The sequence below is a fragment of the Sphingomonas sp. SDUR79 genome, from assembly GCF_056821745.1.
The window spans coordinates 2,280,799-2,297,959 of sequence record NZ_JBPDIN010000001.1; the positions used below are offsets into that span (position 1 = coordinate 2,280,799).

Annotated in this window: 20 protein-coding genes; 8 read left to right on the forward strand and 12 right to left on the reverse strand. The window is 65.4% G+C overall.

Annotated features, from left to right (window positions below):
• Window positions 1-27: 27 nt before the first annotated feature.
• Complete coding sequence (locus ACRYLO_RS11360) at window positions 28-405, forward strand: EF-hand domain-containing protein (RefSeq protein ID WP_482660257.1); 378 nt, start codon at window positions 28-30, stop codon at window positions 403-405.
• Window positions 406-494: 89 nt separating this feature from the next.
• On the opposite strand, the gene ACRYLO_RS11365 is transcribed toward ACRYLO_RS11360, so the two are convergent.
• The 4 genes from ACRYLO_RS11365 to ACRYLO_RS11380 all read right to left on the reverse strand — a co-directional run bounded on the left by ACRYLO_RS11365 (window position 495) and on the right by ACRYLO_RS11380 (window position 4,170).
• Window positions 495-1,724 carry a class I SAM-dependent methyltransferase gene (locus ACRYLO_RS11365; RefSeq protein WP_482660258.1) on the reverse strand — a complete coding sequence of 410 codons (1,230 nt, stop codon included), beginning with the start codon at window positions 1,722-1,724 and terminating at the stop codon, window positions 495-497.
• Window positions 1,725-1,908: 184 nt separating this feature from the next.
• Complete coding sequence (locus tag ACRYLO_RS11370) at window positions 1,909-2,658, reverse strand: molybdopterin-binding protein (RefSeq protein WP_482660259.1); 750 nt, start codon at window positions 2,656-2,658, stop codon at window positions 1,909-1,911.
• Entirely contained in the window at window positions 2,655-3,389 is a 735-nt protein-coding gene (locus tag ACRYLO_RS11375) for a cytochrome b/b6 domain-containing protein (protein WP_482660260.1), read from the reverse strand. Before ACRYLO_RS11375 ends, ACRYLO_RS11370 begins: the two co-directional genes overlap by 4 nt.
• A gap of 31 nt (window positions 3,390-3,420) precedes the next feature.
• Window positions 3,421-4,170: a sulfite exporter TauE/SafE family protein gene (locus ACRYLO_RS11380; protein WP_482660261.1), complete on the reverse strand. Its 750-nt coding sequence runs from the start codon at window positions 4,168-4,170 to the stop codon at window positions 3,421-3,423.
• A gap of 48 nt (window positions 4,171-4,218) precedes the next feature.
• On the opposite strand from ACRYLO_RS11380, the gene ACRYLO_RS11385 reads away from it, so the two are divergent.
• On the forward strand, window positions 4,219-5,070 hold the full coding sequence (locus ACRYLO_RS11385) for a PhzF family phenazine biosynthesis protein (protein ID WP_482660262.1): 852 nt from the start codon (window positions 4,219-4,221) through the stop codon (window positions 5,068-5,070).
• A 57-nt stretch (window positions 5,071-5,127) separates the two neighbouring features.
• On the opposite strand, the gene ACRYLO_RS11390 is transcribed toward ACRYLO_RS11385, so the two are convergent.
• Both ACRYLO_RS11390 and rlmN read right to left on the reverse strand, forming a co-directional pair.
• Window positions 5,128-5,592 (reverse strand): outer membrane protein, encoded by a 465-nt coding sequence (locus tag ACRYLO_RS11390; protein WP_482660263.1) that lies wholly within the window; start codon window positions 5,590-5,592, stop codon window positions 5,128-5,130.
• A 153-nt stretch (window positions 5,593-5,745) separates the two neighbouring features.
• On the reverse strand, window positions 5,746-6,954 hold the full coding sequence (gene rlmN / locus ACRYLO_RS11395; RefSeq protein WP_482660264.1) for a dual-specificity RNA methyltransferase RlmN: 1,209 nt from the start codon (window positions 6,952-6,954) through the stop codon (window positions 5,746-5,748).
• A gap of 160 nt (window positions 6,955-7,114) precedes the next feature.
• Here rlmN and ACRYLO_RS11400 point away from each other — a divergent pair, with 160 nt between their 5' ends.
• Window positions 7,115-7,510, forward strand: a complete 396-nt coding sequence (locus ACRYLO_RS11400) for a DUF4168 domain-containing protein (protein ID WP_482660265.1) — start codon at window positions 7,115-7,117, stop codon at window positions 7,508-7,510.
• Between the two features lie 22 nt (window positions 7,511-7,532).
• Here ACRYLO_RS11400 and ACRYLO_RS11405 read toward each other — a convergent pair whose 3' ends face one another.
• Together ACRYLO_RS11405 and ACRYLO_RS11410 are read right to left on the reverse strand one after the other, a co-directional pair.
• On the reverse strand, window positions 7,533-7,976 hold the full coding sequence (locus ACRYLO_RS11405) for a hypothetical protein (RefSeq protein ID WP_482661731.1): 444 nt from the start codon (window positions 7,974-7,976) through the stop codon (window positions 7,533-7,535).
• Window positions 7,977-7,993: 17 nt separating this feature from the next.
• A complete protein-coding gene (locus ACRYLO_RS11410; protein ID WP_482660266.1) occupies window positions 7,994-8,620 on the reverse strand; it encodes a histidine phosphatase family protein in 627 nt (208 codons plus the stop codon).
• Between the two features lie 133 nt (window positions 8,621-8,753).
• Between ACRYLO_RS11410 and ACRYLO_RS11415 the strand changes: the two genes are divergently transcribed.
• Together ACRYLO_RS11415 and dnaN are read left to right on the forward strand one after the other, a co-directional pair.
• Window positions 8,754-9,410, forward strand: coding sequence for an outer membrane protein (locus ACRYLO_RS11415; RefSeq protein ID WP_482660267.1), 657 nt, complete (start codon window positions 8,754-8,756; stop codon window positions 9,408-9,410).
• Window positions 9,411-9,557: 147 nt separating this feature from the next.
• A complete protein-coding gene (gene dnaN, locus ACRYLO_RS11420) occupies window positions 9,558-10,661 on the forward strand; it encodes a DNA polymerase III subunit beta (RefSeq protein ID WP_482660268.1) in 1,104 nt (367 codons plus the stop codon).
• 43 nt (window positions 10,662-10,704) lie between these two features.
• On the opposite strand, the gene ACRYLO_RS11425 is transcribed toward dnaN, so the two are convergent.
• The 3 genes from ACRYLO_RS11425 to ACRYLO_RS11435 are packed head-to-tail and all read right to left on the reverse strand — an operon-like array spanning window position 10,705 to window position 11,566.
• Entirely contained in the window at window positions 10,705-11,196 is a 492-nt protein-coding gene (locus tag ACRYLO_RS11425) for a hypothetical protein (protein WP_482660269.1), read from the reverse strand.
• 36 nt (window positions 11,197-11,232) lie between these two features.
• Window positions 11,233-11,361 (reverse strand): hypothetical protein, encoded by a 129-nt coding sequence (locus ACRYLO_RS11430; RefSeq protein WP_482660270.1) that lies wholly within the window; start codon window positions 11,359-11,361, stop codon window positions 11,233-11,235.
• Window positions 11,354-11,566, reverse strand: coding sequence for a helix-turn-helix transcriptional regulator (locus tag ACRYLO_RS11435; protein ID WP_294015146.1), 213 nt, complete (start codon window positions 11,564-11,566; stop codon window positions 11,354-11,356). The genes ACRYLO_RS11430 and ACRYLO_RS11435 overlap by 8 nt, the downstream gene beginning before the upstream one ends.
• A gap of 135 nt (window positions 11,567-11,701) precedes the next feature.
• Between ACRYLO_RS11435 and ACRYLO_RS11440 the strand changes: the two genes are divergently transcribed.
• Entirely contained in the window at window positions 11,702-12,451 is a 750-nt protein-coding gene (locus ACRYLO_RS11440; RefSeq protein ID WP_482660271.1) for a Coq4 family protein, read from the forward strand.
• Here ACRYLO_RS11440 and ACRYLO_RS11445 read toward each other — a convergent pair.
• Complete coding sequence (locus tag ACRYLO_RS11445; protein WP_482660272.1) at window positions 12,448-13,335, reverse strand: hypothetical protein; 888 nt, start codon at window positions 13,333-13,335, stop codon at window positions 12,448-12,450. The two genes, ACRYLO_RS11440 and ACRYLO_RS11445, sit on opposite strands and share 4 nt — an antisense overlap.
• 68 nt (window positions 13,336-13,403) lie before the next feature.
• Between ACRYLO_RS11445 and ACRYLO_RS11450 the strand changes: the two genes are divergently transcribed.
• Together ACRYLO_RS11450 and gyrB are read left to right on the forward strand one after the other, a co-directional pair.
• Window positions 13,404-14,576, forward strand: a complete 1,173-nt coding sequence (locus ACRYLO_RS11450; protein WP_482661732.1) for a DNA replication/repair protein RecF — start codon at window positions 13,404-13,406, stop codon at window positions 14,574-14,576.
• A 47-nt stretch (window positions 14,577-14,623) separates the two neighbouring features.
• Window positions 14,624-17,158 (forward strand): DNA topoisomerase (ATP-hydrolyzing) subunit B, encoded by a 2,535-nt coding sequence (gyrB, locus tag ACRYLO_RS11455; RefSeq protein ID WP_482660273.1) that lies wholly within the window; start codon window positions 14,624-14,626, stop codon window positions 17,156-17,158.
• Window positions 17,159-17,161 lie beyond the last annotated feature (3 nt).

Genomic DNA, 17,161 nt, shown 5'->3' on the forward strand with positions numbered 1-17,161 from the left:
TCATGCTGCGATACTCATAGCGACGCCATGCTGATTGCACTTTCGCTCATCGCCCTTCAGGCCCAGCCGCTCCACGTGGCCCCGGGACCGTTGCCCAAAGCCGAAGCCGAGCGTCGCGTGGCCGAACGCTTCGCCGATCTCGATCTCAACGAGGATGGCGTGATCGAACGCGACGAGGTGCGTGCCCGGTTCGATTTCGAGGCCAGTGCCGAGGCGACCTACGCCGCCGCGCGCCAGTCGAAAAAGGCGAGCGCACCGCGCCCGTTGGTCAGCTCCCCACGCACCGACTGGGCCAGGGCAGATGCGTGGTTCGCAGCGGCTGACAAGGACAGCGATGGCAAGGTGACGCGCGCCGAGCTGGACGCGCATCTGGGCGCGGATGTCGAGCAGCTCGGCGTCCAATAACCCGCCTCCGTTTGCCCTGAGCCTGTCGAAGGGCCGAAGCGAAACGCCTGTGGTCCGCCGCGCTTCGACAAGCTCAGCGCAAACGGGGTTCAGGGCTGACGCAGCCGCGCTTCTTCTTCGGCCATATAATCCCGTGTGATCGGGAGCGCGGTGCGCGAGCGGCTGTACTGCAGCTGGTAGTTGACCAGCCCGCCATTTTCGAAGCTGACCAGCGACCCCGCAAGATAATAGGTCCACATGTTGAAGAAGCGCTGGTCGTACAGGGCGACGATCTGGTCGCGCGCGGCCATGGCGCGATCGTACCAATGCTGCAGCGTATGGCCATAATGCAGGCGCAGCACCTCGACATCGGTGAGGAAGAAGCGCAGCCCTTCATGCCCGCGCAGGATTTCGGACAGCGCCGGGATATAGCCGCCGGGGAAGATGTACTTGGCAGTAAACGCGTCGGTCACCCCCGGCCCGCCCGCGCGACCGATGGTGTGGAGCAGCATCACACCGTCCGGCGTCAGCAGCTCGCGACATTTGGCAAAGAAGGTGCGGTAGTGCGCCGGACCGACATGTTCGAACATCCCGACCGACACGATCCGGTCGAATTGTCCCGTGACATGGCGATAATCGATCAGCTCGAACCGCACCTTGCCCGCAACTCCGGCCGCCTCCGCCCGCTCGCGTGCGACCTTCAGCTGTTCCTCGCTCAGCGTCACGCCCAGCACATCGGCGCCGGTCTTTTCGTGCAGATACAGCGCCATTCCGCCCCAGCCGCAGCCGATGTCCAGCACCGTCATGCCCGGCTTCAGCGCCAGCTTGGCGGCGATGTGCGCCTTCTTGTCCAGCTGAGCCTGTTCCAGGCTGTTCGCCGGGTCGGCGAAATACGCCATCGAATATTGCCGGTCGGCGTCGAGGAACAGGTCGTAGAGACGCGCCGACAGGTCGTAGTGATGCGCGACATTGCGCTTCGACCGCCGCGCCATGTTGATGCGGTCGAGCCGGAAGCGGACGCTGTCGAAAGCGCGCTTGAATGCACCCGGCGTCAGGTTGCCGGTCGCATCCTCCCATTTGTTGTTCGCGGTGACCAGGCGCAGCAGCGCGAGGATGTCGCCCCGCTCGATCACCAGCCGCCCGTCCATGAAGCTTTCGGCCGCACCCAGCGCCGGATCGGTCAGGATGCGCCGGGCGACCGACGGATCGGTGAAGCGGATCGTGACCGGCGTCAGCGCCGCGTCGGGCGACCCGAAACTGCGCGCACTGCCATCCGCATGGATGACGGTGAGCTCGCCGCGCTTCACCGCGCGGGTGAAGAAATGATCGATCAGCGCCATGGGGTAAGGCTAGCGATTGAGGTTCATTTCGCAAGTGCGAAGGTCGCAGGAATGCGTTCTAAAGCCGTATTCAGCAAAGCTGAATCAGTACCGGCCCGCTCCCCCTCCCGGCCACCCATAGAATACACTGTCGTTGGTTGGCCGGGTGGGGGAGCGGGCTGGTACCGCTTAACTAAAAACGGCTTTAAATCCCGGCATACCATTCGTAATCCGCGACATCCTCCCAATAGCCGCCCTTGCCGCGCCCGATGCCGTCGAGCGATGCCACCGCCTCGACCCGCATGACATATTTGGCGTGCTTGTAGCCAAGCTGCCGCTCGACCCGCAGCCGCACCGGCGCGCCGTGCGCCACTGGCAGGATGCGGTCATTCATCGCCCATGCGAGGATCGTTTGCGGGTGGAAGGCATCGATCAGGTCGACCGACTCATAATAGGCCCCGCCACGCAGACTGTCGGCGCAATGGAACACCAGATAGCGCGCACTGTCACGCAGCCCCGCCGCGTCCAAAATCCCCGACAGCTTCGGCCCCTGCCATTTGCCGATCGCGCTCCACCCTTCGACACAGTCATGCCGGGTGATCTGCGCGCGCTGCGGCATGGCGCGAAGGTCGGCGAGCGACAGGCTCAGCGGTCGCGCAACCAGCCCGTCGACGCGCAGCCGCCAGTCGGCAAAGCGGTTCGCCGCCAACGCCATATAGGCGGGCGTGCCGGGGTTGCGTGTTCCGTTCGACCGGAAGCGCGGCGACATGTCCTCGGGCGAGAATTCACGCGCCAGCGCATTGCGGTTGGTAATGACGCGCTGCAGGCTGCGATGCACCGCCTCGGCCTTGAACAGGATATCGCGACCGGTCTCGCTGCTGGCGACGCGGTCGCATCCGGCGAGCAACCCGCCCGCTCCCGCGACGATCAGGTTGCGGCGGGTGATCAGCGTCATGCCCCCTCCTCCGGCGGCACGCGCCATTTTCCGGTCAGCATCGACCGTACCTCGTTCAGCGGCCCGGAAAGGATGACCAGCGCCAGGTGGACGATGATGAACCCCGCCAGCAGCATCGCGACGATGAAATGGACCGATCGCGCGCTCTGCCGCCCGCCAAAAATGTCGAGCAGCCACGGCCAAGCCGCGTTCATTCCCGGCGACATCGCGAGGCCGGTAAAGATCACCAGCGGCAGCAGGACGAAGATGACGCCGGCATAGCTGATCTTCTGGAAGATATTGTATGCGCGCGGATTTTCCGGATCGTGGAACTCTAGTGCCAAATGCGACTTGAAATCCGCGATCAAATGCCCCCGCGACAGCTCGCTCCTCCGGATGCGCAGGTCATTCTGGAAATGCCGGTTGATCAGGCTGACGATCATGTACGCCAGCAACGCGAACCCCAGCACCAGCGCGAAAAACAGGTGCCAGCGCCGCGCCAGGGCGAGATTGTAGCTCGACGGAATGGTCAGCCATCCCGGCACGCGCGCAGTGTCGAAGAACCAGATCAGCTTGAACCAGGGCTGGTCGAAATTGGCGCCATATTCGCCCCAATAGAGCTGTCCGTGGGCATTAAGGATCATCAGCCCGCTGCCGAGCAGGATGATCACGCTGACGGCGGTCGTCCAATGCCACAGTCGCGTTGCCAGCGTGTGCCGGCGGATGACATTGGGAACTTCCGGTTCGCTCATATCCACCACTTCGCTGGAAGCATCGAAAAGGTTACAGCCGGGCGAAGAACAGGATCGTCGTTCCCGCCGTGACAAGCAAGGTCCAAATCCGCACGACCCGTGCCGACAGGCGCTTGCCGATCGCCGCGCCGCCAAAACCGCCGATGATCGCCCCCGCCAGCATTGGCAGGCACGCGCGCCACTCCACCATGGCAAAGCCGATGAACACGAACGCCGCGGCTAGGTTGGCGACCGCCAGCATCAGCGTGCGGATCGCGAACAACGCACGCGGCTCGATATTGGCGAGCAGACCGTAGGTGGCGGTGGTCATCAGCCCCACGCCGCCGCCGAAATAGCCGCCATAAATACCCAGCAACCCCTGCGCCCCGATCAGCGTGCGCCGGCCGATCGTCACCCGCGCGTGCAGCCAGTCGGCTGCGCTCCGCCCGAACGCCATCACGACAAAGGCGAACAGCAACAGCCACGGGATGATGACATCGAACGTATCGGTCGGGGTCAGCACCAGCAACAGGCTGCCGCCCAGCCCCGCGACAAAGGTGATCGTCGCGAGCAGCAGCACCGACAGTCCCGCCACCGGCCCCAGCTCGTCGCGAAACCCCCATGCGCTCGCCGCCGCCCCCGGCAACAACGCAACATTCGACGTCGCATTGGCGATATTGGCGGGGAGACCGAGCGCGATCAGCGCGGGCAAGGTTGCGAAGGTGCCGCCCCCCGCCAGCCCGTTCATCACGCCGCCGACGATTCCAGCCCCGGCGGCGAGCAGAAGTGCGGCGATGTCCATCCCCACCCCCTTGCGTCACGCCAGGCGATGTCACAAGCCCCAGCACAAATGGGAGATACGCAGATGAAGCTCGATCTGGTCGATGTGTTCGGGGCGGACGGAAACACCGGCAATCCGCTGGCCGTAGTGCATGACGCGCAGGCAATGGACGCCGACGCGATGCTCGCGCTCACCCGTTGGCTCGGCTTTTCGGAAACCACCTTCCTGATCCCCGCGACCGATCCGGCGGCGGACTATCAGGTGCGCATCTTCTACCCGGCGGGCGAGCTGCCCTTTGCCGGCCACCCGACGCTCGGCACCTGCCACGCCTGGCTGGAGGCGGGCGGCGTGCCGCGCGATCCCAACCGCATCGTCCAGCAATGCGGCGTCGGGCTGGTCCCGATCGCGCACAAAGGCGATCTCTTGTCGTTCCGCGCGCCGCCGCTGGTCCGCTCCGGCGCGCTCAGCGACACCGAACGCGCCGAGGCAGCGCGGCTCGCCAATGTCCCGGCGGAGGCGATCGTCGATGCGGTTCACGCCAATAACGGCCCCGGCTGGCAGCTGCTGCGGTTGCGCTCGGCCGCCGACGTGCTCGCGGTCGACCCGCCCGCGCGCGCACCGCTCGGCACCGATATCGGGCTGGTCGGCCCACACCCCGAAGGCAGCGCAATCGCGTTCGAAGTCCGCGCCTTTTTCACCGACGGCAATGGCCGGCTGGTCGAGGACCCGGTGACCGGCAGCCTCAATGCTGCCACCGCCCAATATCTGTTCGGCACGGGGCTGGCGACGGACAGCTACACCGCGGCACAGGGTCGCATGACCGGCTGTGACGGTCGGGTAGAGGCGCGGATCGACGCCGACGGCCATGTCTGGATCGGCGGACGCACAGCAACCGTTGCACGCGGCGCGGAACTCGCCTGAATCAAAAAGGGCGACCCGTAAGGGCCGCCCTTTTCATTAGTCACTTCGATCGAAAGATCAGAAGCGGAAGCCGACGCCGAGGCCGGCGAAGTTCACGTCCGGACCTTCGACGAGGGTGCGGCGATACTCGACCTTGGCGAAGACCTTCTCGCCCAGGTTGTGCTGGTAGCCGGCACCAGCGAACGCGCCGTCGTCGCCGTCGGCGAAGCCGTAGCCGCCGAGCACATAGGCGCGGCCGGCATCGCCGACCTTGGCGCCAACGCGACCACCGATGGTCCAGAACACGTCGGCACCTTCGGTCAGGACCTTGTCGGCCCCACCTTCGACGCCGATGAACGCGGTGTCGCCCAGATCGAAGTCATAGCCAACTGCAACGCCAGCGAACGCTTCTTCAGCGCCCCCGGCCCATGCGATACCGCCGCGCACTTCGACGCGGCCTTCACCCGATGCGGCGTCCTGAGCGAACGCAGGCGAAGCGACGGTGGCGGCAGCAAGCGCCGCAAGAATAGCGATCTTACGCATAACAGATTCCCCAAGCTGGATGTTGTTTTGGTTTACGCAACATTTCGTTGCGGACCCAGAATTAGGACCGGCTCTCGTGCATTACAAGAGTAACACGGTTCAATTTTGCAACATTGTAGAAATACCGTGATATTTCGGTCACACTCGCGAATTTTAGCCCAGTGCCGCCTGCTTCTCTTCCGCCAGCCGGTCGAGCTCCGCGCGGCTCTTTTTCTCGCTTGCCGTCTTGAGCTGACCGCATGCGGCATCGATGTCGCGGCCGCGCGGCGTGCGTGCCGGGGCAGAGATGCCCGCGCCAAACACGATCTCCTGAAACGCCCGGATCCGCTCGGGCGTCGAGCATTCGTACGGCGCGCCGGGCCAGGGATTGAACGGGATCAGATTGACCTTGGCGGGCAGCTTATACTGCTTGATCAGCCGCACCAGCTCGCGCGCGTCGTCATCGCTGTCGTTCTTGTCCTTCAGCATCACATATTCGAACGTGATGCGGCGGGCGTTGTTCGCGCCGGGATAGTCGGCGCACGCCTGCAGCAGCTCCTCGATCCCGAATTTGCGGTTGAGCGGCACGATCTCGTCGCGCACTTCCTTGGTCACGGCATGAAGCGAAACGGCAAGGTTGACGCCAATCTCCTCGCCCGCGCGCGCCATCATCGGCACGACACCGCTGGTGGACAACGTGATGCGCCGCTTGCTCAGCGCCAGCCCGTCGCCGTCCATGACGATCTTCAGCGAATCGCGGACATTGTCGAAATTATAGAGCGGCTCGCCCATCCCCATCATCACGATGTTGGTCAGCATCCGCCCCTCCGGCGTGCTCGGCCATTCGCCCAGCGCGTCGCGCGCCAGCATCACCTGTCCGACGATCTCGCCGGGCTCGAGGTTGCGGACCAGCCGCATCGTGCCGGTGTGGCAGAAGCGGCAATTGAGCGTGCAACCGACCTGACTTGAGACGCACAAGGTGCCCCGATCGGCGTCGGGGATGAACACCATCTCGTAATCCTGCCCGTCGTCGGACCGCAGCAGCCATTTGCGCGTGCCGTCGGTCGATACCTGCGCCTCGACCACCTGTGGGCGCGAGATCACGAAGCGTTGCGCCAGCCAGGGCTGCATCGCCTTTGAGATATCGGTCATCAGGCTGAAATCGGTGACGCCGCGGTTATAGATCCAGTGCCACAGCTGCTTGGCGCGCAATTTCGCCTGTTTCGGCTCCAGCTGCGCGGTTTCCAGCGCCATGCGCAGATCGGCCTTGGACAGGCCGAGCAGGTCGATCCGCCCATCGGCGCGCGGCTTCAGGCTGCGCGGAACGGGCACGGGATCGATGTGCCCGGGAATGGGCATCAGGGGCGACGAGACTGACTGCATTGCGCGCATATAGCGGAAGTGCCGACACATTTCCATGCCCCGCCCGTCCCGGCCGAGCCACGGCCCGCCGAGGAAGGGTTGCGATCGGCTGCCGCGGTCGGGAACCCTTTGGCGTGCGCGTCGCTGACGCCTGTATATTCAACGATCCTGGAGTTTTGTTTTGACCTATTTGACCCGCGCGGCGCTGACCGCTGGTTTCCTGTTCGCCGCACCTGCCCTTGCCCAGACCGCCGCGCCTGCGCCCCAGGCCGAAGCGGCCGCACCCGCCCCGATCACCGACGCCGAGGTGACGATGTTTGCCAAGGCTGCCCTCGCCTCTGACGCGGTGTCGAAAGATCCGGCGATCCCGGCCGCAGACAAGGCCGCCAAGATGACCGAGGCCGTGACTGCTGCCGGTCTCGAAACGGCCCGTTTCAACGAAATCGCCCAACTCGCCCAGACCGACGCGGCGGTGCGCGACAAGGTTCAGGCGGCGATCATCGCGGTGCGCGACGGTCCCGAGGCTGCGGCACCGGCACCCGCTCCGTCGGCTAGCCCGGCACCCGGCCAGCAATAATCCGGTGCATGGGCTGTGCGCGCTATCGACGCGCGCAGCCCATTGCGGCTGCGTCGATCGCGGTCGCCGCACCCTTGAGCGCATAGACATCGGCGAACGCGCCTCCGCTGCGTGCCACGCTCTCGACGCTCATCGATCGGCTGGAGCGGATCGCGGCGACGATCGCGCGATCGGTGCGTGCGTCCGGAGCCCAGGCGTCGCTCGCCCCGGCGATCAGCTCGAACCGCCGTTCGCCGATCGCAAGCGTCACCTTGGCACGGGGATCGCGTGCGCGGCTGAGCCGGATATGGATTTGACCCCGCGCGCCCGATCGCGGCCAGTTGGCGATGCTCGCAAACGCACCCGCGCGGCCCCGTACGGGCTGACCGATCGCGTAGCAGCGCGCGGGAGCGGCATCGCGAAACGCGCCCCAGGCATCGAATACGCCAAGCGATTCGCGCCCCTGCCCCTGCGCGGCGAGCGCCATTGCGAGCAGCAGCGCCGTCACGCCGGTGCCCGTCCGCTGCCCAGATGCAAGACCGTTTCGCGGCCCTGCTCCACCATCACGACCGATCCCTGGGGCAGCCCCCCGGCAACCGGGGTCGCGAAGTCCGGGTGCACGTCACACCCGGTCATCACGCCCCGCAGCACGCGACTGGAGATGCCGTGCATGATGATCAACCGGTCGCCGGGATCGTCGTCGGTATCCTTCAGCCACGCTGACACGCGCGCTGCAATCTCGGCATAGGTTTCACCATCGGGTGCCGGGTGCAGCAGGCCGGTCGCGGCAATGACCGGCAGATCGCCCGCCATCAGCTCCGCATAATAGCGCCCGCCCCAACTGCCCATGCCGATTTCGGTCAGGCGCGGATCATGGCGTGCACTGTGCCAGTCGAGGCCGAGATGCTCGGTAATCACCGCCAGCGTCTGCAGCGCGCGGCCGGTGTCGGATGCCCATAAGGTCAATGCCGGCGTCGGGCCGAGCAGGTCCGCAAGCGCCTGCCCCATCTCATCCGCCTGGGCAAAGCCGGCGCGGGTCAGCGGCGTATGCAGATGGTCCCCCTGCAATCGCCGGGCGGCGTTGAACACCGTTTCGCCATGCCGGGCGATGAAGTCGCGTCCTTTCCGCATGGCCAAACTGAATGGGTGCCCTGTGGCAGAAAAGCAACGGTTTTCCGTGTTTATCGGGCGTTCATGCAACTTGTGCGGCGCAGCGTCATTAGAGCCCCCGACCCGTGAACGGGTTGAGTTAAGGAGTTTCAGTATGCGTATCGCACTTGCCGCCGCTTTGGCTGCGTCGACCATGATGGCCGCCCCGGCCTTTGCCCAGGACACCGATCCGACCTTCACCGGCTTCCGCGCCGGCGTCGTCGGCGGCTATGATATCCTGCGTCCGGGCAGCACCGAGGACAGCGACATCGATGGCGACGACCAGAATGTCGACGGTTTCCTTTATGGTGTCGAACTCGGCTATGACATCGGCGTCGGTGGCGCGGTGGTCGGCGTCGAGGCCGAGCTGTCGGATTCGACCGGAAAGGTCGAGTCGCGTTCGACCGATCCCAACTTCTTCGGCTTTGGTGAAGTCGGTGCCGGCCGCGACATCTATGTCGGCGTGCGCGCCGGTGTCCTCGCTTCGCCGACCACGCTGGTCTACGCCAAGGGCGGCTACACCAACGCCCGCCTGAACGTACTCGCCAGCGACGGCACGACCGAGCTGCGTCAGAACTTCGAGCTGGACGGCTGGCGGATCGGTGCAGGTGTCGAGAAGGCGATCGGCACCAATACTTATGCCAAGCTCGAGTATCGCTACTCGAACTATTCGAACGCGAATTTCGAGTACAGCAACGGCGCGATCACCGAGGATTTCGACATCGACACCGACCGTCATCAGGTCGCGGTTGGCGTCGGCTTCCGCTTCTGAGCGGACTGCCGTCCACAAATGAATGAGGGGAAGGGCTGGAGCGGCTTGCTCCAGCCCTTTTTCACGTTAAGGATATCTCGAACTTCCGACGGCAATTCGGGCGCCGTCAGTTGATTATGGGCGTCCGCCCGGGGGTTTGGAATACACATGAAAGCGACGATCGAACGCGCCACGCTCCTTCGGGGCCTCAGCCACGTCCAGTCGGTGGTCGAGCGGCGCAATACCATCCCCATCCTGTCCAACGTGCTGATCGAGGCATCGCTGGACGGATCGCTTCGCCTGATGGCGACCGATCTCGACCTGCAGATCGACGAAACCGTCCCGGCGGCGGTGGATCAGGCAGGGGCGATCACCGTGCCCGCGCACACCCTGTTCGACATCGCGCGCAAGCTGCCCGAAGGCTCGCAGGTCGAGCTGACCGCGGCAGAGGGCAAGATCAAGGTCAATGCCGGCCGCGCCAAGTTCGAGCTCGGAACGCTGCCGCGCGACGATTTCCCGGTGATCGCGGAAGGCGAACTGCCCACCGTGTTCGAGCTGCCCGCTGAAACGCTCAAGCAGATCATCGACAAGACCCGATTCGCGATCTCGACCGAAGAGACGCGCTATTATCTCAACGGCATCTTCCTGCACGTCGCCGACGACATGCTGAAGGCCGCCGCGACCGACGGCCACCGCCTCGCCCGCGTCACCGTGCCGCGTCCGGAAGGCGCCGAGGCGATGCCCGACGTGATCGTCCCGCGTAAGTGCGTGGCCGAGCTGCGCAAGCTGCTCGACGAGGTCGACGGGTCGGTCGGCGTGTCGCTGTCGGGATCGAAGATTCGCTTCGACCTCGGTGCCGCGATCCTGACCTCGAAGCTGATCGACGGCACCTTCCCCGATTATTCGCGCGTCATCCCGACCGGGAACGACAAGATCCTGAAGATTGACCCGCGCAGCTTCATGCAGGGCGTCGACCGCGTCTCGACCATCGCAACCGAAAAGACCCGCGCGGTGAAGATGGCGCTCGACCGTGATCGGATCACCCTGTCGGTCACCAGCCCCGACAATGGCACGGCCGCCGAAGAAGTTCCCGGCGACTATGCCGCGCAGCCGTTCGAGATCGGGTTCAACTCGCGCTATCTGATGGACATCCTCGGCCAGATCGAAAGCGATCTGGTCGAAGTGCATCTCGCCGACGCCGCCGCGCCGACGCTGATCCGTGAGAATGATAAGTCGCCGGCGCTCTATGTGCTGATGCCGATGCGCGTCTGACCGGACCGGGAAGGCGCGCCGCGCGCCTTCCCGCCCGCATCGATCACAGCTGGCCGAGCCCGCGCCGAAAGCCGATCCAGGTCGATACGACCAGATACACCGCCATCACCAGCGTCAGCAGCGTCCAGCTGTCGACATCGGCGACAAGACCCAGCTTGGCCAGCGTGGCCCAGATGAACAGCACCAGCTGCGCACCCCAGAAGCACACCGCGCCGGCCAGGATCGTCACCTGCCGCATCAGCTCGTCGCTCGTGCGATAAAGCCGCCAGTTCAACCAGGTTTGCACCGCGAGCGCCGCCAGCACGCCCGCCGCGCCGATTGCCCGGCCGCTGTCACCCAGACCGAGGTGCGCCAGCACCGGCGGCGCGGCGAGAATGGGCCCGGCCAACGCGATGATCAGGCCCTGACGCCGAATTGCCAGCATCGAGTCGCGGTCCGGCGGCTCGCCTCCCGGCTGGCGGAACGCGACCAAGCGTCGCCAGCGCTGCTCTGAAGCGGTCATCACCAGCACGAAACCGCCCATGAACAGCAGCATGAATGCGATGCCGATCGAGGCAAGTTCGGCGATGGTTCAGCGTTCGAATCCGGTTACATCGACAAATTTGGCGATACCAAAACCGAACCCGGCCCCGATCACGCCGCCGATCAGCGCTTCGACTGTGTGACGACGCCAGCGTTGTGCGCGGGTGAATTCAGTCACGGGCGGGTGCGATCCAGTCATCGAGGAAGATTTCATCGACTGCCACTCCAAAGATTTTCGCCATCCGCAGCGCCAGCGGCAGGCTTGGGTCATATTTGTCCGTCTCGACCGCATTCACGGTCTGGCGCGAAACGCCGAGCAGGCGGGCGAGGTCGCCCTGACTGAGGCCCGCCTCTGCCCGCAAGATACGCAACCGGTTGTTCACCGGAACTGTCCAGAAGTCTTGTCCATATGACAAGAGCTCTTGTCATGATTCGCGACGCCCTGTCAAGAGCTCTTGTCACCTTGCATAATTGCGGCTAATCACTTATTGACACATTTGTCAGTAACGGTGGTTCCCATGGCAACTCAGGCGATCGACTGGAGCAAACCGCGCAAGCGCGAATGGGGGACGGCGCTGACTGCGCTGCGCCGTCTGCTCGCCAATGGCGACGATACGGTGCAGGTGTTCCGGATCATGCGTGCGCTGAATGGCGACACGGTGGGCAAGAATTATCGTCGGCTGCTGATGACGCCGGATGGCGGCCGGATCGCTTATCGCCGGACCGAACTGGCGGAGAAATTTTCCGACCGGTCCTGGATCGATTCGCTGCCCGAGGGCAGCGTCGGGGCCGCCTATCGTGCCTTTCTCGACCGCACCGGCTATTCGGCCCAGGGCCTGGCCGATGTGAGCTACGCCGACGCCGATGTCGAACGCGGGATCGAACATCCGCACGCCTGGTACGGCCGGCGCGAGCGCGACATTCATGACATCTGGCACGTCATCACCGGCTATCAGGCCGACGAACCGCTAGGCGAGGCGTGCCTCGTCGCCTTTTCCTATGCGCAGACCGGCGGTCTTGGCTGGGCGTTCATCGCCTTGGGCGCCGCGCTCAAAAGCCTGCGCGTCACCGGATCGCGCAGCTTCGCCAAGGCGGTGCGCGAAGGCTATCGCCACGGCAAGGCCGCGCGCTGGCTCTCGGGTGAGGATTACGAGTTGCTGCTCGCCGAACCGATCGACGCCGTGCGCGCGCGGCTCAACATCGGCGACCCGGCGCTCTACCGCGCGGCGCAGGCGGAGTTGCGCGAAAAGGGCCTGATCGGGATTTAACGCTGCATCCCGCGCATCGGGCTGTCGTCCTCCACCGGTGTCAACACCTTCAGATCGTCGCGCAGCGTCTTGCGGTCGCGCACAGTCGCGGGAAGCTGGAGGACCGCGCCGCGGAAGCTCGCCGGGCCGAAACGCTGCAGGCGATATAGCTCCATCGTCTGCCCCGCCTCACCCCGCACCGACAGCCGCAGCAATGTGCCTTTGCCGAACAATTCCGCCGCCGCCTTGGCCAGGTTGCGGCGTGTCCCCTCGGGCTCCAGCGCGGCGACATCGGCGGGCGCCATGTGCATGCGGATCAGCCGCCCGACCTGCGCCAATTCCGGATCGCTCGACATCACGGCTTCCAGTCCGTTGGGGCGCGGGTCGCCCACCGCGCTCAACCGCCAGACCTTGCCGCTGCGGCCACCCACTTCTTCGGTGCCTACGGGGACGACCTGAAACATGACCACCGGCGGGGGCGTGATCAGCATTTCCCGCCCATCGTACAAGCGCACGACCCGGGTGCCATCCGGGCGCAATTCACCCGACGCCTTCGCCGCCGCCTCTGCCTGCTCGACGCGCTTGCGTTGCGCATCCGCCAGCGCGGACAGCGCCGCCATCACGTCGCCGCGCAATGCCGCGACCGGCTCCATCTTGTATTTGGTCTTGTCGATCGCGACGCGACGCTCGTTCATCAGATAGTCCTGGCCGTCGCGCACGATGATGCCGCGCCGCTTTCCGGCCCACAGCCGCGCATTGCCATCGTCATCGAAATTGATCGTGATCGCGTCGAGCCGACCTTCCTTGCTGTAGCTCGCCTCAAGCCCGTCGATCACCCTTGTAGCTGGATCGCCCCCGCAACCCGTGGTGCCGAGCAGAACCGCCGCCAGAATCAGTCGCTTCATACGTCCCCCCGGCGACATTGGTTGCGCAAATGCTGGTCGGCAGCAAGCGGGAAGGCTACAGCCCGGCAATGGCCCTGACCCGCCTCGTCCTCACCGATTTCCGCAACCATCGCGACACGGTACTTTCCCTTGGCCTGACCCCGGGCCCAGGCTTTGTCGTGCTGGCGGGCGACAATGGCGCGGGAAAGACGAACGTGCTTGAGGCGGTCTCGCTGCTCGCCCCCGGTCGTGGCCTGCGCCGCGCGCCGCTGACCGAAATGGCGCGGCAGGGTGGCAGCGGCGGGTTCGGGGTGGCCGCCGACTTGTCCCCCTCCCGCTTGCGGGAGGGGTTAGGGGAGGGCCTGTCAACACTCAACGAAGCCGGTCGACGAGGACAGGCCCTCCCCCGGCCCCTCCCGCAAGCGGGAGGGGAGATTACAATCGGTACCGGCACCCAGCCGTCCGCGCCCGAACGCCGCATCGTCCGCGTCAACGGCGCCACCGCTGCGGCAACGTCGCTGGGCGAGTGGCTGACCGTGCTTTGGCTCACGCCCGCGATGGACCGGCTGTTCGCCGAACCGGCGAGCGAGCGGCGGCGCTTCCTCGACCGGCTGGCCCTCGCACTCGTCCCCGCCCATGCGCACCACAGCGCGCGGTACGAAGCCGCGATGCGTGAGCGCAATCGGCTGCTGGGCGCAGAGGAGCCTGCCGATCCCGACTGGCTTACCGCGGTGGAGGCGCGCATGGCCGACCATGGCGCAGCGATCGACGCGGCGCGCCGCACCACCGTGACTCAACTCGCCGAGCGCCTCTCAGCACAACCCGAAGGGCCGTTCGCGCGTGCGGGCTTGGGACTACAAGGCGATGACGCCGCCGATCTTGCCGCGCGCCTCCGCGCAGGCCGCAGCCGCGACGCGGCGGCCGGTCGCACCCTTGTCGGCCCGCATCGTCAGGGCCTCGCGGTCACCCATCTCGGCAAGGGCCAGGCCGCGCATCTCTGTTCGACCGGCGAGCAAAAGGCGCTGCTGCTCGCAATCGTGCTCGCCCATGCCGAACTGGTCGCCGACCGCACCGGCCGCGCCCCGATCCTGCTGCTCGACGAGGTCGCCGCGCATCTCGATCCCGCGCGCCGAGCGGCGCTGTTCGAACGCCTTGCCGGGCGCGGACAGGTGTGGATGACCGGCACCGAGCCTGCGCTGTTCGCCGAGGCGGGAGCTGCCACCCGGCTCAGCGTTCGGGACGGCGCGATCCACCCCGCATAACGCCCATTTCGCTTCCGTTTTGTGACGGTCGACCCTATATGCTGGGCATGGCATCAGACGACAACAACACCACCGATTCCGCCCCCAACTCCAACGCCTACGGCGCCGACAGCATCAAGGTCCTCAAGGGCCTCGACGCGGTGCGCAAGCGGCCGGGCATGTATATCGGCGACACCGATGACGGATCGGGCCTCCACCACATGGTGTTCGAGGTTTCGGACAATGCGATCGACGAAGCGCTGGCCGGCCATTGCGACAAGATCATCATCCAGCTGAACCCCGATGGCTCGGTTTCGGTCGAGGATAATGGTCGCGGCATCCCGACCGGGATCCACTCCGAAGAGGGCGTATCGGCGGCCGAAGTCATCATGACCCAGCTGCACGCCGGCGGTAAGTTCGAAAATACGTCGGACGACAATGCCTACAAGGTTTCGGGCGGTCTGCACGGCGTCGGCGTGTCGGTGGTCAATGCGCTGTCGGAATGGCTCGATCTCAACATCTGGCGCGATGGCGAGGAGCATTACATGCGCTTTGCCTATGGCGACGCCGTCGCCCCGCTCAAGGTGATCGGCCCGGCGAACGGGAAGAAGGGCACGCGCGTGACCTTCCTCGCCTCGACCGAAAAGACGCCGGGCGACGGTGGCACGTTCAAGAACCAGATCGAATATGATTTCGACAAGCTCGAGCATCGCTATCGCGAACTGGCGTTCCTGAACTCGGGCGTGCGCCTGTTCCTGCGCGATGCGCGGCACGAAGAGGTCAAGGAAGTCGAACTGTTCTACGAAGGCGGGATCGCTGCGTTCGTGAAGTGGCTCGATCGCAACAAGTCGCCTTTGTTCCCCGAGCCGATCTCGGTCACCGGGCAGCGCGACGATATCGGAATCGACGTCGCGCTGGAGTGGAACGACAGCTATTACGAGAATGTCCTCTGCTTCACCAACAACATCCCGCAGCGTGACGGCGGCACGCACCTGGCCGCGTTCCGCGCCGCGCTGACCCGCACGATCAACAATTATGCCGACAAGTCGGGCCTGTTGAAGAAGGAAAAGGTCACGCTGACCGGCGATGACATGCGCGAAGGTCTGACCGCGATCGTCAGCGTCAAGCTGCCTGACCCCAAGTTCAGCAGCCAGACCAAGGACAAGCTGGTCAGCAGCGAAGTCCGCCAGCCGCTCGAAGCGCTGATGGCGGACAAGATGTCCGACTGGCTCGAGGAAAACCCCGCGCTCGCCCGCGCGATCATCCAGAAGGTGATCGACGCCGCCGCCGCGCGTGAGGCGGCGAAGAAGGCGCGCGAACTGACCCGGCGCAAGGGCGTGATGGACATCGCCTCGCTCCCCGGCAAGCTCGCCGATTGTCAGGAGCGCGATCCGGCCAAGTCCGAACTGTTCCTGGTCGAGGGTGACTCGGCCGGCGGCTCGGCGAAACAGGGCCGCGACCGCCATTTCCAGGCGATCCTGCCGTTGCGCGGCAAGATTCTGAACGTCGAGCGCGCGCGCTTTGACCGGATGCTGTCGTCCAAGGAAATCGGCACGCTGATTCAGGCGATGGGCACCGGCATCGGCCGCGACGACTTCAACCTCGAAAAGCTGCGCTACCACAAGATCGTCATCATGACCGACGCCGACGTGGACGGCGCGCATATCCGCACGCTGCTGCTCACCTTCTTCTACCGCCAGATGCCCGAGATTATCGATGCGGGGCATCTCTTCATCGCCCAGCCGCCGCTGTACAAGGCGACCAAGGGCCGGTCGGAAGTGTATCTGAAGGACGATGCCGCGCTCGACGATTATCTGGTCGAAGCGGGCGTCGCTGGCAATCGTTTGGAAACCGCGACGGGCACGCGCTTCGGCGAGGATCTGGCGAACCTGGTCGAGCATGCGCGCCGCATGAAGACGCTGATGCGCTACGTCCCGCGCCGCTATGATCCCTCGATCATCGAGGCGCTGGCGCTGGGCCGCGCGCTCGATCCCGAAGCGACACGCGAGCAGCGTGGCGAGCGGCTGGCGGCGGTGACGCAGCGGCTCGACCTCACCGATGCCGATGCGCGCTGGACCGCGCGCGTGACCGACGATGGCGGCTTCCACTTCGAGCGCTGGTGGCGCGGCGTGACCGACCACCACATCATCGAAGTCGGATTCCTGACCTCGGCCGAAGGGCGCAAGCTCCATACGCTCGCCGCCGAACAGGCCGACAGCTATGCGCAGATCGCCAAGCTCGTCTCGGCCAAGACCGCGCAGGCCGATGATGTGACTCCGGTTGCAGAAAGCGAAGAGGATCTGCCCGTCGCGGCTGCCAAGGGCGAAACCCTGGTCGCCCGCCCAAGCGAGCTGCTCGACGCGATCCTCGCCTCGGGCCGCAAGGGCCTGTCGATCCAGCGCTACAAGGGGCTGGGCGAGATGAACGCGGAACAGCTGTGGGAAACCACGCTCGACCCGTCGAACCGCTCGATGCTCGTGGTGCAGGTCGATCAAGCGGACGTGGCGGACGAGATCTTCACTCGGCTCATGGGCGATGTCGTCGAACCGCGCCGCGAATTCATCCAGGAAAACGCGCTCAGCGTCGCCAATCTCGACGTTTGACCG